Source organism: Bradyrhizobium sp. 17 (assembly GCF_023073515.1).
Classification (GTDB): domain Bacteria; phylum Pseudomonadota; class Alphaproteobacteria; order Rhizobiales; family Xanthobacteraceae; genus Bradyrhizobium; species Bradyrhizobium canariense_D.
In genome coordinates this window covers 1-14,293 of sequence record NZ_JADPJQ010000124.1, presented here as the reverse complement: position 1 = coordinate 14,293, position 14,293 = coordinate 1, and the positions used below count along the sequence as shown (strand labels likewise).

At 64.2% G+C, this 14,293-nt stretch carries 10 protein-coding genes; 7 read left to right on the top strand and 3 right to left on the bottom strand.

What is annotated here, in order from left to right; all coding sequences use genetic code 11:
• Nucleotides 1-6: 6 nt before the first annotated feature.
• The gene (locus IVB13_RS30145; RefSeq protein WP_247456771.1) at nt 7-3,330 is read right to left on the bottom strand and encodes an adenylate/guanylate cyclase domain-containing protein; all 3,324 of its coding nucleotides are present in this window, start codon (nt 3,328-3,330) and stop codon (nt 7-9) included.
• Nucleotides 3,331-3,466: 136 nt separating this feature from the next.
• Entirely contained in the window at nt 3,467-4,144 is a 678-nt protein-coding gene (locus tag IVB13_RS30140; RefSeq protein WP_026233339.1) for a Crp/Fnr family transcriptional regulator, read from the bottom strand.
• Between the two features lie 331 nt (nt 4,145-4,475).
• Here IVB13_RS30140 and IVB13_RS30135 point away from each other — a divergent pair, with 331 nt between their 5' ends.
• The 6 genes from IVB13_RS30135 to IVB13_RS30110 all read left to right on the top strand — a co-directional run bounded on the left by IVB13_RS30135 (nt 4,476) and on the right by IVB13_RS30110 (nt 11,728).
• Nucleotides 4,476-5,297 carry an ABC transporter ATP-binding protein gene (locus IVB13_RS30135; protein WP_007601963.1) on the top strand — a complete coding sequence of 274 codons (822 nt, stop codon included), beginning with the start codon at nt 4,476-4,478 and terminating at the stop codon, nt 5,295-5,297.
• Nucleotides 5,294-7,225 (top strand): long-chain fatty acid--CoA ligase, encoded by a 1,932-nt coding sequence (locus IVB13_RS30130; protein WP_247491075.1) that lies wholly within the window; start codon nt 5,294-5,296, stop codon nt 7,223-7,225. Before IVB13_RS30135 ends, IVB13_RS30130 begins: the two co-directional genes overlap by 4 nt.
• Before the next feature lie 220 nt (nt 7,226-7,445).
• Nucleotides 7,446-8,339 (top strand): branched-chain amino acid ABC transporter permease, encoded by an 894-nt coding sequence (locus tag IVB13_RS30125; protein WP_247456769.1) that lies wholly within the window; start codon nt 7,446-7,448, stop codon nt 8,337-8,339.
• Between the two features lie 3 nt (nt 8,340-8,342).
• Nucleotides 8,343-9,416, top strand: coding sequence for a branched-chain amino acid ABC transporter permease (locus IVB13_RS30120; RefSeq protein ID WP_247456768.1), 1,074 nt, complete (start codon nt 8,343-8,345; stop codon nt 9,414-9,416).
• 46 nt (nt 9,417-9,462) lie between these two features.
• Nucleotides 9,463-10,746, top strand: coding sequence for an ABC transporter substrate-binding protein (locus IVB13_RS30115; protein ID WP_247456767.1), 1,284 nt, complete (start codon nt 9,463-9,465; stop codon nt 10,744-10,746).
• Between the two features lie 142 nt (nt 10,747-10,888).
• The gene (locus tag IVB13_RS30110; RefSeq protein ID WP_247456766.1) at nt 10,889-11,728 is read left to right on the top strand and encodes an ABC transporter ATP-binding protein; all 840 of its coding nucleotides are present in this window, start codon (nt 10,889-10,891) and stop codon (nt 11,726-11,728) included.
• Here IVB13_RS30110 and IVB13_RS30105 read toward each other — a convergent pair.
• Nucleotides 11,725-12,879, bottom strand: a complete 1,155-nt coding sequence (locus IVB13_RS30105) for an AGE family epimerase/isomerase (RefSeq protein ID WP_247456765.1) — start codon at nt 12,877-12,879, stop codon at nt 11,725-11,727. The two genes, IVB13_RS30110 and IVB13_RS30105, sit on opposite strands and share 4 nt — an antisense overlap.
• Before the next feature lie 86 nt (nt 12,880-12,965).
• Between IVB13_RS30105 and IVB13_RS30100 the strand changes: the two genes are divergently transcribed.
• The gene (locus tag IVB13_RS30100; RefSeq protein ID WP_247456764.1) at nt 12,966-14,189 is read left to right on the top strand and encodes an AMP-binding protein; all 1,224 of its coding nucleotides are present in this window, start codon (nt 12,966-12,968) and stop codon (nt 14,187-14,189) included.
• Nucleotides 14,190-14,293 lie beyond the last annotated feature (104 nt).

The following is a 14,293-nucleotide window of genomic DNA, read 5'->3' as shown; positions in this document are numbered from 1 at the left end:
CATGATCTAGTCAAGAAACGGCAGTACGATCAGCCCTGCGGGATCAAGCCCGTGCCGCGTGCAGACGTCCTGTGCCAGCGCGAAATATCGCTCGGCCTCGGGCATGTCGCCTCGATCAAGGTTCAGCGTCGCAAGACCATCATAGCATGGAAACAGCTGCTGCGGCTCGCCGGTTTCGCTCGCCACCTCGATTGCCTCATTGTAGCAACAAGCAGCCAGATCGGGCCGGAAATGGCATTGATGGATTTGCCCGAGCACGATCAACGGCACGGAGAGATGCTCGCGCTGATCAAGCGCGCGGTCGATTTCGATCGCCTTTTCGGCGGCCGGCACCCCCTCCTCAGTACATTTGTCGGTGAAGGTGCAACAGGCAACGGCAAAATTGGCGAGAAGGCGCGCCTGGAACCCGAGATCGCTGATCCGACACGCGACATCGAGTCCGCGCCGGCAAACCTCCACGGCTTTCGCAGGGTCGACAATCGTGTAGAGCACACCGAGATTGGTGTAGCCGCGGCAGGCCACGTTGAGGAGACCGGCGGCCTCGGCTGCTGCGACACTTTGCTCCACCTCGCGCACCGCCTCCTGGTGTCGGCCAAGCCGCGCCAGTGCCACCCCCTTGGTGTTGAGCGACTCTGCAATGGCGCGCGCCGCCTCGAATCCGACTTGCCTGTCGGCGTCCGCCGGTACGCTTCGGGCGTAGCCAAGCGCCTCGTCCGCCCATCTCGCGGCGGCCACGTGATCGCCCGTGCGAAACGAAAGACGGCCGCGCTCTTGCAGGAGGTGCGCCCACTCGATGGGCGCGTCGGTCCCTCCCAGCCGTTCGGCCGCCTCGGCATAATGCGCCTCTGCCTTGATCCGCTTGCCGGCGTCCCACAACAATCGGCCAAGCTTGCGGAGAATTCGCGCTTCGCCGATGCGGTCCTCCCCATTGCGATGACCTTCCAGCGCACTCTGGTAGTGCTCCTCAGCCGTGATCCTCCGGCCGGCCGCGGCACACAGCTCCGCGATCCGCTCGCAGAGGATCAGGCGTTCGGGCTCCCGTTCCCCGCCGGCCAACAACACGGCGAGAGCCTGTTGGTAGAAGCGGATGGCATCGTCATTGGCGTAGGTCGCGCGGGCGCGATCGCCGGCCGCGCGCAGATAGCGCGCACCTTTCGGCTTGCTCGCGCTCAGGCTGAAATGATGTCCGAGCAGTATGAGGTCCTCGAGGCGCTCGGGCTCATTGCCATAGAGCCGCTCCAGCGCGGCACCAATCCGTCCATGGAGCTCGATCCGACGCTGCAAGAGCAGGTTTTGATAGATCACGTCCTGAAGCATGGTTTGCGTAAAGCGATAAGATCGCAGCGAGATCGAGTTCGCGCCCGCGACCTCCTCGACAATCTCGGCATCGCACAGAAGTTCGAGCCCCGCTTCCACCTTCGTCCGCTGCGATGCCATCGCACCGAGAAGAGCCGAATCGAAACGTGGGCCGATCACCGCGGCCTCCTGGGCCAAGCGGCGCACCTCATGCGGCAGCCGGTCCAGGCGCGCGAGTAACAGGGCCTGAATGCTTGCCGGTATATCGGCGGCGGCTTCATCTGACTTGATCCGCCACCGTGAGCCGTCACGCTCCAAGGCGCCAGCTTCGATGAGACCGCGGATGATTTCCTCAAAGAAGAGTGGATTGCCGCCCGCGCGCTCCAGGATTCGACTGAACAGATTTCCCGGCGGTTCACTCCAACCGTGGCTGAAGTAGGCCGTGAGCAGCTCTTGTCCGTCTGCATCACCAAGCGGAAGCAATCGAAGGGTTGTATGGCTGATCCGCCCCGAGCCGAACTGATCCAGTTCCAGCATAGGCCGATGCGTAAACAACAGCATCAGCCGCGTACGCTCCAGCCGGTCCATCAGGAACCGCAGCGCTTCAAGCGATACGGCATCGGCCCAGTGCAGATCCTCGACAATGATCAGGAGCGGCGACAGGACCAGGCGCCGTTCGAACACGGTACGAATCGCAAAGAATATCTGCCGCCGAAGCTGCTCGGGCTCGACGTGCTGCAGCGCGGCGTCCGGATCGCCGAGGCCGAGAACGTGGAAATAAAGGGGCATCAGGCGATCGGCCTCTTGGACCGCAAGGCCGAGCTCCGACAGTGCCGTCGCCAGCTTGGCCTGGGCCTCCGCCACGGTCGCCTTCTGCGCGATGCCGTAGGCGCTGCGCAGCACAGCGGCAAGGGTGCCATAGGACTGTTCGCCCAGCGGCGAGCAGACAGCGCGCCGGATCGCCACGCCGGCGAAACGGTCCTCATCGCGGGCGTGGGCAACGAATTCGTCCACGAGACGCGTTTTGCCGATGCCGGCTTCACCGACCAGCCGCACCAGCTGCGCCGCGCCGCCACACGCGAGATCAAGATTGTCGACTAGACGGGCGAGCTCGGCGTCGCGCCCAATCACCGGCGCACTGAGGCCCAGCGTATCGAGGCCGCGTGCCGCACGGGGCGTGTCGAGCGGTCCGTTCAAGCGATGGACCAGGACGCTGCCCATCTTGCCCTTCAGCGAGACCTCGCCAAGCGATTCATATGAGAATGCATGCCGCGTAAGACGGTAGGTCAGCGGCCCGACCAGCACCTCGCCCGTGGAAGCCATCGACTGCAATCGTTGAGCCGTATTCACCGTATCGCCCGTGACCGAGTAGGATTTGGCAACTCCAACACCCAGTCCGCCAGCAACCACGTGCCCGGTGTTGATGCCGACATGAAGCAGGAGCGGTGACCCGGCATACGCCTTTGCACGTTCGCTGAGTTGCGCCGTTCGGCCGATCATGTCGAGCGCGGCGCGGACGGCCCGCTCGGGGTCGTCTTCGTGCGCGGCCGGCGCTCCGAATAGCGCAAGCAGCGCGTCGCCGATGAATTTGTCCACGAAGCCGCCAAAGCTTTGCACCGCCGCCGTTAGCTCCTCGAACAATTCGTTCTGAAGCGCCTGCATGACTTCAGGATCGAGTCGCTCGCTCATCGTGGTGAAGCCGCTAAGGTCGGCAAACAGCACGGTAATGGTGCGGCGATTGGCTTCGCTGTCGATCTTGTCCGGCTGCGATCGAAACCCGTATTGGGCTTCCGCCGTCGGCGCCAGCGGTGGCGAGGACGCACTGGTCGGGAACGTCACGCGGCTGGCCCGCATTGATGCCTGCCCGCCGGACTTGGAGGCTTCACTGACGAGGGCGCCGCATTTCGGGCAGTACGCGAAATCCGGTGCGCACGCATAGCCGCAGCCGGGACAGGCGTTCGGCTGCTTCGTGCCGCATTTCGGGCAGAAGGCAAAGCCGCTCTGAACCTCGGAACCGCAACAGGAGCAGTTCATGGGTCGAGACCCCGCGGGCGCCGCGATGGCGCAGCCTGCTGGACCCGGTCAAATGGCCCAGGATCTCGGCAAGGATGGGCTCGTCGTGCCGGAAGAGCAAGCGGTGGGTTGCGGCGTTGCGGCCGCGAACGCGGCTTCACTCCTCCCCGTACCCCCTTAGCCGTTCGATATCCAGAATAGTCACGCCACCATATTCCAGCCGGAGCAAGCCCTCTTTCTCCAGCCGGTTCAGCGCGCGGTTGGCATTCTGGCGGGACATGCCGGACAGCGCGCCGATCTCTTCCTGGGTGATCTCCAGATGCGCGGTGGACTCCGGATAGAGGATCGGATTGAACAGGGAGGCGATGCTGCGGGCAAGCCGCGCAGTGGCATCCAGCGTGCGGTTGACCTCGAGCATACCGATGAACTGGCCGAGCCGTTCGTTGAGCTGGCGCACCAGGAAGCGGTTGAAGCCGACGCTGTTCTCGAACAGCCACATGAAGGCGCTGCGCTCCATCAGCGCAACACGGCTGTTGCGCAGCGCGACCACGTCGTAGCGGCGCGGCTCGTTCTTGAGCACGCTGCCCTCGCCGAACCAGGCCCCTGCCGTCAGCCCGGCAAGACTCGTCTCCTTGCCGTCGCGCGAGACCCCACCCATCCGGGCAAGGCCGAAGACCATTCCTGCCCAATAGTCGAACGTATCGCCGCGCATGAAGACGGTCTCGCCAGTGCCGTAGGACCGCTCCGTGATCCCGGTACGAGCGACCTCGATCTCCGCTTGCGTGAGCTCGCGCGACCAGGCAGCGACGCGCTTCAGTTGATCCTCTGAAATCATGATCCCGAAGCCAGCCGCACCGCTCGTCACTCCTGTTCTGCTGCAACGCAGCATGACCCTTTCGACCGCCATCCGACGAAAGATGGATGATCCCCATCCAAAAAACTTTGTCGCAGAATTGTCAGGCGGGAGACATTTCAAAATAGCGCTTTCCCCTATTGAGGACCACCTCGGGCGATGCGGCTTTTGATCCCAAACGGGAACGAGAGCGGCGCGGCTGCGGTCGAGACCATCTGCTGCATGGCCTCACCGGCACGGTCGTACTAGGATCGCCCGATAGAACGGACGAAGAGCGCCGCTGAAAGCGCCATCACCGGGAGGGATCTGTTTGGTGGCTACCAGTCTTGAAGTGCGCGGCGTGTCCTTGCGATTCGGCGGCGTTCGTGCGCTGACCGATGTCGGCTTCGCCATCAGGGAAGGCGAGCTGTTCTCGATCATCGGCCCCAACGGCGCCGGCAAGACCTCGATCGTGAACTGTATTTCCGGCCGCTACAAGCCGACCGAAGGCCAGCTGTTCTACCAGGGCCGCGACATCACCGGCCTGACGCCCAACGCGCGCGCGTCGCTCGGCATCGGCCGCACCTTCCAGAACCTGGCGCTGTTCCACCACATGAGCGTGCTCGACAACATCATGGTCGGACGCCATCACCTCCTGAAGAACAATTTTCTCACGGGCTCGCTGTACTGGCTCACCGGCGCGCGCAAGGAAGAGCTCGAGCACCGCCGCAAGGTGGAAGAAATCATCGATTTCCTCGATCTCCAGTCGGTGCGAAAGGCGCCGGCCGGCACTCTCTCCTACGGCTTGCGCAAGCGCGTCGAGCTCGCCCGCGCCATGGCGCTGGAGCCGCGCCTCATTCTCCTCGACGAGCCGATGGCCGGCATGAACTTCGAGGAGAAGGAGGATATGGCCCGCTATATCGTCGATCTCAACGAAGAGTTCGGCATGACCGTGGTGATGATCGAGCACGACATGGGCGTGGTGATGGACATCTCCCACCGCGTCATGGTGCTGGATTTCGGCCGCAAGATCGCCGAGGGCGATCCGGCCGCCGTGCTCGCTGATCCGCACGTCAGGCGCGCCTATCTCGGCGAAGAGGACGAGGTGCTGGTCGACCCTGACGATGCTCCGCCGGCGCAGGAGAGCGCGGCATGATGGATTACGCAGGCCGCGTCGCGCAGGCCAACACCTATCCCAAAATGCTTCGGCTGAATGCGACGGAGTACGGCAACGAAATCGCGCTCCGAGAAAAAGATCTCGGGCTATGGCGCCCGTTCACCTGGAACGACTACCAGGCACGGGTGCGCGACTTCGCGCTCGGCCTCGTCGAACTGGGCCTTGGACGCCAGGATGTCATCGGCATCATCGGCGACAACCGGCCGGACTGGGTCGCGGCGGAAATCGCCACTCATGCGGTTGGAGGCTTGAGCCTCGGGCTCTACCGCGACGTGCTCGACGAAGAAGCTTCGTATCTCCTCAATTATGGCGAGGCGCAGCTCGTTTTCGCCGAGGACGAGGAGCAGGTCGACAAGCTGCTCACCCTCGCCGACCGCGTCCCAAAGCTGAAGCACATCATCTATTCCGATCCGCGCGGCATGCGGAAATACGACGATCCGCGTTTGATGTCGGCGGAGACGTTTGCCGAGCTCGGCCGGGCGCGGGCTACGCGCGAACCGGAACTTTACGATCGGCTGGTGGACGCCACCAAGGGCGAGGACGTCGCGATCCTCTGCACGACATCAGGTACCACGTCGCATCCAAAGCTCGCGATGCTCGCCGCCGGCCGCGTGCTCGGCCATTGCGCCACGTATCTCGCTTTCGACCCGAAAGGGCCGGACGACGAATACGTGTCGGTGCTGCCGCTGCCTTGGATCATGGAACAGGTCTATGTACTCGGCAAAGGCCTCTTGTGCCGGATGAAGATCAACTTCGTCGAAGAGCCCGAGACCATGATGAACGATCTGCGCGAGATCGCGCCGACGTTTATCCTGTTTGCACCGCGCGTTTGGGAATCGATCGCCGCCGATGTCCGCGCCAGGGTGATGGACGCAACCCCGTTCAAGCAGCGCCTGTTCGACATCGGCATGAAGAGCGGGCTTGCCGCGCTCGAACAGGGCGAGCGTCCCGGCTTTGCCGACGCGATCCTGTTCCGTGCATTGCGCGACCGCCTCGGCTTCACCCGCCTGCGTTCAGCCGCAACCGGCGGCGCGGCACTCGGGCCCGAGACCTTCAAGTTCTTCCAGGCCATGGGCGTGCCGCTGCGCACGCTCTATGGCCAGACCGAGCTGCTGGGGGCCTACACGCTGCATCCCGCGGGCAAGGTCGATCCCGACACGACGGGCGTGCCGATGGCCGACAGCGTCGAGATCCGCATCGACAATGCCGACGTCCACGGCGTCGGCGAGATCGTGGTGCGGCATCCCAACATGTTCCTCGGCTACTACAAAAACCCGGAGGCGAGCGTAGCCGACATCAAGGACGGCTGGATGCTGTCCGGTGACGCCGGCTATTTCAACGCGAATCGCCAGCTCGTGGTCATCGACCGCATCAAGGATCTCGCCGAGACCTCGCGCGGCGAGCGCTTCTCGCCGCAATTCATCGAGAACAAGTTGAAGTTCTCGCCCTATATCGCGGAAGCCGTGGTGCTGGGCTCGGGGCGCGACGCGCTCGCCGCAATGATCTGCATCCGCTACTCCATTATCTCCAAATGGGCGGAGAAGAACCGGCTCTCGTTTACGACCTACAGCGACCTGGCCTCGCGGCCCGAGGTTTATGCGCTGCTCAAGAAGGAAGTCGAGACCGTCAACGCGACTCTGCCGCCGGCACAGCGCATCTCCCGTTTCCTGCTGCTCTACAAGGAGCTCGACGCCGACGACGGCGAGCTCACCCGCACGCGGAAAGTGCGCCGCAGCGTCATCAATGAAAAATACGAAGGCATCATCGACGCGATCTACCGCGGCCAGGCCGACATCCCCGTGGACACCGTGATCCGCTTCCAGGACGGCAGCACGCAAAGGATACGTACAACGCTGAGGGTCGTGGACCTGGGCGGACCCGGGCATATGGCGGAGGCCGCGGAGTGAGCCTACTTCGAACCGAGAGCGCGATGCGGGTCGATGCGCCCTCTCCCCTTGCGGGAGAGGGCATCTCCGCTATTAGCCAAGACCCCACTCGGGTGAGGGGTCCTCTCTCCGCGCCCTTACTGCTGAGACAACCCCTCACCCGTCTTCGCTTCGCGAAGCCACCCTCTCCCACAAGGGGAGAGCGGAAGAGCGCGCCGGATTTGTCAGCGAGCACCACTTCATGAACACCGCCTTTCTCATCCAGCTCCTTGTCAACGGCCTCGTGGTCGGCACGCTCTATGGCGTGGTCGCGATGTCGTTTGTGCTGATCTACAAGGCTAGCCAGGTCGTCAATTTCGCGCAGGGCGAGCTCTTGCTTGTCGGCGCCTGGGTGTGCTGGACCTTGCTCACGAAATACCAGGTGCCGTTCTGGATCGGCATGCCGATGACGCTGGTGTTCATGTTCGTGTTCGGCATCGCGGTGCAGGTCCTGATCCTGCGACCGATGATCGGCGAACCCATCATCTCGGTCATCATGGTGACGATCGGCCTGTCCACCGTGCTGCAGGCCACGCTGAAATGGATGTTCGGCGTCAATCCGCAGCCGTTCCCGCGTGTGTTCGAGAGCCAGTCCGTCAGCCTGCTCGGGCTTCAGATCCAAACCGTCTATGTCATGAGCCTCGTCGTTTCGATCGCCATGATGATCGGCATGGCCTGGTTCTTCCGCGCCTCGAAGTACGGCCTTGCGATGCGCGCCACCGCGTTCAACCAGCAGGTGGCACAGTCGCTCGGCATCTCCGTGAAAAGCGTATTCGCGATGGCGTGGGCGATCTCAGCGACGGTTTCCGCGGTCGCGGGCGTCGTCGTTGCCGTGGTGAACGGCGTCTCGTCCGGGTTGGCCGGCTACGGCATTAAGGTGTTTCCGGCGGCGATCCTTGGCGGACTCGATTCCGTCGGCGGCGCCGTGCTCGGCGGCATCATCATCGGCCTGCTCGAGAACATCGCGCAATATGTCGACAGCGAATACCTTCACTGGGGCAATCTCTACGAGATCGCGCCGTTCTACGTCCTCATCATCGTGCTGATGATCAAGCCCTACGGCCTGTTCGGCACCCACGACATCGAGCGGATCTGATCCATGGCCGGCCCTGTCCTCATCCCTGCTGGTGACTTCCGCACCTCCTATGCGGCCGACACCACGATCTTTCCGACCACGACCAGCCGCAATTTTGCGATCGTCGGCGTGCTGCTGCTGTGCTTCGCGCCCCAGTTCTTCAGCGGTTACTGGCTCAGCATCTTGATCCAGATCGGCATCTTCTCCATCGCGGCGCTGGGGCTGAACATCCTGGTCGGCTTTACCGGCCAGATCTCGATCGGCCATGCCGCCTTCTTCCTGCTCGGCGCTTTCACCTCGGCCTACATCTCAAACAACGCGCCGATCCCGGTGTTCTTCGCGATCCCGCTTGCCGGCATCATCACGGCGCTGGTCGGGCTGATCTTCGGCATCCCGGCGGCGCGCCTGAAGGGGCTCTACCTGGTGATCGCGACACTGGCCGCGCAATACATCCTGCTCGACTTCTTCTCCCGCGCCGAGTGGTTCACCGGCGGCTCGGTGCCGGCGAGCGCAAATACATTCTCGATCTTCGGATACACGCTGCGCGGCGACAGGCAGTACTTTTACGTTGTGCTGGCCTATGTGCTGGCAAGCTACATCCTGGTCACCAACCTGATGCGTACCCGCGATGGCCGGGCGCTGGTGGCGATCCGCGACCATTATCTCTCCGCCGAGATCATGGGCATCAATCTCACGAAGTATCGCACGCTGTCGTTCGGCCTTGCCGCGTTCTTCGCCGGCATCGCCGGCGCGCTCTATGCGCACTACCAGCTCGTGGTGTCGCAAGAGGGCTTCGGCATCGAACGCTCGATCCTGTTCCTCGCCATGATCATCATCGGCGGCACCGGTTCGATCATGGGCACGCTGATGGGTACCGCGTTCGTGGTGCTTCTGCCCGAGACGATGGAGTTCCTCAGCGTGGCGCTGAAGGGCGGCGCGATCGACAAGGCGCTGTCGCTCAACAACAACATCACCTTCCTGCGCGAGATCGCGATCGGGGTGATCATCATCGCGTTCCTGATGTTCGAGCCGGATGGGCTCGCCCATCGCTGGCGGCAGATCAAGGCGTATTGGAAACTCTACCCGTTCTCGCATTGAGCGCGGGCAACTCGCAAACCAACAAATAAATAGGAGGAGGCAACCAATGAAGACAAAATCCTTTTTGAGCACCGCGTCACTTGCGCTGGCGATCGCCGCATTCTCGTCAGGCGCGCAAGCGCAGATCGCGATCGGGCATCTCGCCGATTATTCCGGCGGCACGTCCGACGTCGGCACGCCCTACGGCCAAGCCGTCGCCGACACCTTCGCCTGGGTCAACAAGAACGGCGGCGTCGGCGGCAAGCAGCTCAATGTCGACACCAACGATTACGGCTACCAGGTGCCGCGCGCGATCGCGCTCTACAAGAAATGGTCGGCGCCTGACAGCAAGGTCGCCGCGATCATGGGCTGGGGCACCGCGGACACCGAGGCGCTGACCGGCTTCCTCGCCCAGGACAAGATCCCCGACATGTCCGGCTCCTATGCCGCCGCGCTCACCGACCCCGAAGGTATCAGCGGCAAGGCCAAGCCCGCGCCGTACAATTTCTTCTACGGCCCGAGCTATTCGGACTCGCTCCGCGCCATGCTGATGTGGGCGGCCGAGGACTGGAAGGCCAAGGGCAAGCCCGGCAAGCCGAAATTCGTCCACATGGGCGCTAACCACCCCTATCCGAACGCACCGAAGGCCGCCGGCGAAGCCATGGCGCAGGAGCTCGGTTTCGAGGTGCTACCGCCGCTGGTGTTCGCGCTCGCGCCGGGTGACTACAGCGCGCAGTGCCTGAGCCTGAAATCCTCGGGCGCCAACTACGCCTATCTCGGCAACACCGCCGCCTCCAACATCTCGGTGATGAAGGCCTGCAAGACCGCCGGAGTCGACATCCAGTTCATGGGCAATGTCTGGGGCATGGACGAGAACGCAGCCAAGACCGCCGGCGATGCCGCCGACGGCGTGATCTTCCCGCTGCGGACCGCTGTGAGCTGGGGCGGCGATGCGCCCGGCATGAAGACCGTGATGGAGATCTCGAAGATGTCCGACCCCACCGGCAAGGTCTATCGCCCGGTGCACTACATCGCCGCCGTCTGCTCGGCGCTCTACATGAAGGAGGCGATCGATTGGGCCGCCAAGAACGGCGGCGCCACCGGCGAGAACGTCGCCAAGGGCTTCTACCAGAAGAAGGACTGGGTGCCAGCCGGCATGGAAGGCGTCTGCAATCCCTCGACCTGGACCGACAAGGACCACCGCGGCACGCTGAAGGTCGACCTCTACCGCACCAAGATTGCGGGCGCGACCGACGGCGACCTCAACGACCTCATGGCCAAGGGCGCGATCAAACTCGAGAAGGTCAAGACGGTCGAGCTGCCGCGCAAGCCGGAATTGCTGGGCTGGTGAGCTTAGCGCTCACCTCACACACAAATGTCATCCCCCGCGAAGGCGGGGGATTCAGTACGCCGGGGCCTCTCCGTGAGTCTCAGGCGTCTCTGGAATACTGGGTCGCCCGGTCAAGCCGGGCGACGACAGCGGAGTATGAGGCATGACCGAAATTCACGAAGCAGCAGCTCGCCCCTCCCCAACCGTCGTACCCGCGCCTCTCCTTGCCGTGCGCAACATCGAGGTCGTCTATGACGATGTCATCCTGGTGCTGCGCGGTCTCAGCCTCGACGTGCCCAAGGGCGCGATCGTGGCGCTGCTCGGCGCCAACGGCGCCGGCAAGTCGACGACTCTGAAGGCGATCTCCGGGCTGCTCAAGACCGAGGACGGCGAAGTCACGCGCGGCGAGATCCTGTTCGAGGGCGAGCGCATCAACGGCATCGATCCCGATAAGATCGTTCGCCGCGGCATCTTCCAGGTGATGGAGGGCAGGCGCATCGTCGCCGACATGACCTCGCTGGAAAATCTCAAGCTCGGCGCCTTCACCCGCAGGGACCGCGAGGTTGGCGCCGATCTCGACATGGTCTTCAACTATTTCCCGCGCCTGAAGGAGCGCACCGGACTGGCTGGTTATCTTTCCGGCGGCGAGCAGCAGATGCTCGCGATCGGCCGCGCGCTGATGGCGCGCCCGAAGATGATCCTGATGGACGAACCCTCGATGGGTCTGTCGCCGCTGCTGGTGAAAGAGGTGTTCTCGATCATCCACAAGATCAATCGTGACCTCGGCGTCACCATTCTCCTGGTCGAGCAGAACGCCCGCGCTGCGCTGTCGGTGGCAAGCCACGGCTACATCATGGAGCAGGGCAAGGTCGTGCTCGACGGCACCGCGGACGAATTGCGCGACAACGAGGACGTCAAGGAATTCTATCTCGGCGGCGCCGGCGACCAGCGCAAGAGCTTCAAGAACCTCAAGAGCTTCAAGCGGCGTAAGCGCTGGCTCTAACCTTCCAATACCTGTTCCGCTTCCGTGACTGCGCAGAGAACATGATAGAACGACGACGCAGGAATGGTGTCGATCAGCGATTTGCCGTCGCGCTCGAACTGGTCGTACCAGCCGCCCCGCACGGGATGGCTGAGATAATGGCGTTCGAGCCGCGCCAGCGCCATGCGCGCCTCCTCCGCCGCGCCCGCCTCGCCGGATTCGGCCTGCGCGATCCACGCCTTCGCAATCTCGGTCTGCGGCCACAGCCGGCGCGTAGTGCGGCGAATGTTGCCTGCGTCGTCACCCTCGTCGATCAGGCAGCCGGTGGCCTCGTCGCGATAGCGCAGCGCGGTTTCCAGCAGCTCGGCGCGCCGCTGTCCGGTCGGGCAGCCAGTGATGCGTTCGAACCCCTTCAGCAACCAGACCCATTCCGCCTGGTGGCCGGGCTCTACGCTGACCGGCGCGATCTTCGACCAGTCCTCTTCGAAATATTCGCCGAGCGCGCGCGTCCGCTTGTTGTAGAGATTGGCGAGGAACAGCGCGAAGAACTCGCCGGCACGGTTCTGGAAAGACAAATCGTGGGTCGCGTCGAAGCAGGCGATCATCGCCTCGAACAGATGCATGTGCGGGTTCTGCCGGCGCGGCAGCGAGACCGGAAGGCCTTCGTGAACGCCGCCGTGCGGCGAGCGCAGATGGCCGTCGAGGAAGGCGAGCAGCGCGTCGATCTCAGCGCGAATTTGCGCGTCCTGATCGAGCGCATAGACGGCCGCGAGCGCAAACAGGATGAAGGCGTGGTCGTAGGCGTCGCGCCGGCCGTCCAGCACCGCGCCCTCCGGCGTCAGCCGGTGCACGTAGCCGGGCCGGCCGTCCGGCGCCTTTGCTTTGGCAAGCAGATGCTCGAGCCCCTTCAGTGCGATGGCGCGCCCCTCAGGGTACCAGCCCATCTGCGCAGCCTTGGCGTAGCACCAGATCTGGCGGGCCTGCACGAACACCCGGCGCGGCGCGGCGCTGTCCGCTGTGCCGTCGCGGTGCAGCCGATCGATGAAACCACCCGCGCCATGGTCCCAGCCGACCGTCGACCACAGCGGCAGCGCCTCGTCGATCATGCGGAGCTTCAGGCGCGCGACGACGTCCGCCGCCTCGTCCGCCGCACTGATTCCCTCGTCCGCCATCGCGTCCTCTTCAAACCTCGCCCATGGCCGTCTGATACCCATGCCGGCGGCGGCGCGCAACGGATGCCAACCCGGAAAGATCAGCCATGACCGCCCATTACGACGCCCTCGAGACGCGCGAACAAGCCGCGCGCGAGGTCGAACTGTTCGCCCGCCTGCCCGGCGTGCTGCGCTCTGCGATGACCGCGCCTGCCTATGCCGATCGGCTGAAAGGCGTCGATCCGGCCGCCGTGACCTGCAGGGCGGCCCTGGCGGGCCTACCGGTGCTGCGCAAGTCGGAACTGCCGGCCCTGCACAAGGCCTCCACGCCCTTCGGAGGGTTCGTCGCGGCGGCGCCCGGCTCGTTCGCCCGCCTCTTCACCTCCCCCGGGCCGATTTTCGAGCCGGAGGGGCGGCAGGCTGACCCCTGGCGCGGCGCACGGGCGCTGTTCGCGGCCGGGTTCCGGCCCGATGACATCGTGCTCAACACCTTCAGCTACCATCTCACCCCCGGCGGCTTCATCTTCGATGCCTCAGCCCGCGCGCTGGGTTGCGCCGTGATCCCCGCTGGTCCAGGGAATACCGAGCAGCAATTCGAGCTGATCGAGGCCTACCGTCCCGTCGGCTACAGCGGCACGCCGGACTTCCTGAAGATCTTGCTCGATGTGGCCGCAAGCTCGGGCCGCGACGTCTCCTCGATCAAGCGCGCGCTGGTCTCGGGCGCGGCCTTCCCGCCGTCGCTCCAGGCCGAGATCAAGGCGCGCGGCATCGACGCCTACCAGGCCTTCGGCACCGCCGATCTCGGCCTCATCGCCTTCGAGACCAGCGCGCGCGACGGCATGGTCGTAAACGAGGATCTGATCATGGAGATCGTCAAGCCCGGGACCGGCGATCCCGTGGCGCCCGGCGACGTCGGCGAGATCGTCGTGACCTCACTCGACCCGCACCATCCCTGGATCCGGCTCGCTCTCGGCGACCTCACCGCGGCACTGCCGGGGACCAGCCCCTGCGGGCGCACCAACATGCGCATCAAGGGCTGGATGGGCCGCGCCGACCAGACCACCAAGGTCAAGGGCATGTTCGTCCGTCCCGAGCAGGTCGCCGAGATCGGCAAGCGCCATTCCGCGCTCGGGAGATTACGCCTCGTCGTCACGCGGCAGGGCGAGGCCGATGCAATGACGCTGAAAGCGGAGACGGCGGCCGCGAACGATGCGTTGCGCGAGGAGATTGCAGGCACCTTGCGCGCCGTGACGAAACTCGGAGGCGAGGTTGAACTGGTGAGGCCCGGTGCGCTGCCGAACGACGGCAAGGTGATCGCGGACGACCGGTAGCTTCGCGCATCATTGACCAGCTGGCTTGAAAAGCCTGCGCATTCCAGGGATGGTGATCAGGTGTTCCAGGCGATGGTGATCACGGATTCCAGTGATCGCGATCA

What these genes read in the sequence shown, in the direction of transcription:
- IVB13_RS30140 (WP_026233339.1), bottom strand. Translation starts at nt 4,144, where the DNA reads ATGATTTCAGAGGATCAACTGAAGCGCGTCGCTGCCTGGTCGCGCGAG.
- IVB13_RS30130 (WP_247491075.1), top strand. Translation starts at nt 5,294, where the DNA reads ATGATGGATTACGCAGGCCGCGTCGCGCAGGCCAACACCTATCCCAAA.
- IVB13_RS30145 (WP_247456771.1), bottom strand. Translation starts at nt 3,330, where the DNA reads ATGAACTGCTCCTGTTGCGGTTCCGAGGTTCAGAGCGGCTTTGCCTTC.
- IVB13_RS30105 (WP_247456765.1), bottom strand. Translation starts at nt 12,879, where the DNA reads ATGGCGGACGAGGGAATCAGTGCGGCGGACGAGGCGGCGGACGTCGTC.
- IVB13_RS30120 (WP_247456768.1), top strand. Translation starts at nt 8,343, where the DNA reads ATGGCCGGCCCTGTCCTCATCCCTGCTGGTGACTTCCGCACCTCCTAT.
- IVB13_RS30110 (WP_247456766.1), top strand. Translation starts at nt 10,889, where the DNA reads ATGACCGAAATTCACGAAGCAGCAGCTCGCCCCTCCCCAACCGTCGTA.
- IVB13_RS30125 (WP_247456769.1), top strand. Translation starts at nt 7,446, where the DNA reads ATGAACACCGCCTTTCTCATCCAGCTCCTTGTCAACGGCCTCGTGGTC.
- IVB13_RS30100 (WP_247456764.1), top strand. Translation starts at nt 12,966, where the DNA reads ATGACCGCCCATTACGACGCCCTCGAGACGCGCGAACAAGCCGCGCGC.
- IVB13_RS30115 (WP_247456767.1), top strand. Translation starts at nt 9,463, where the DNA reads ATGAAGACAAAATCCTTTTTGAGCACCGCGTCACTTGCGCTGGCGATC.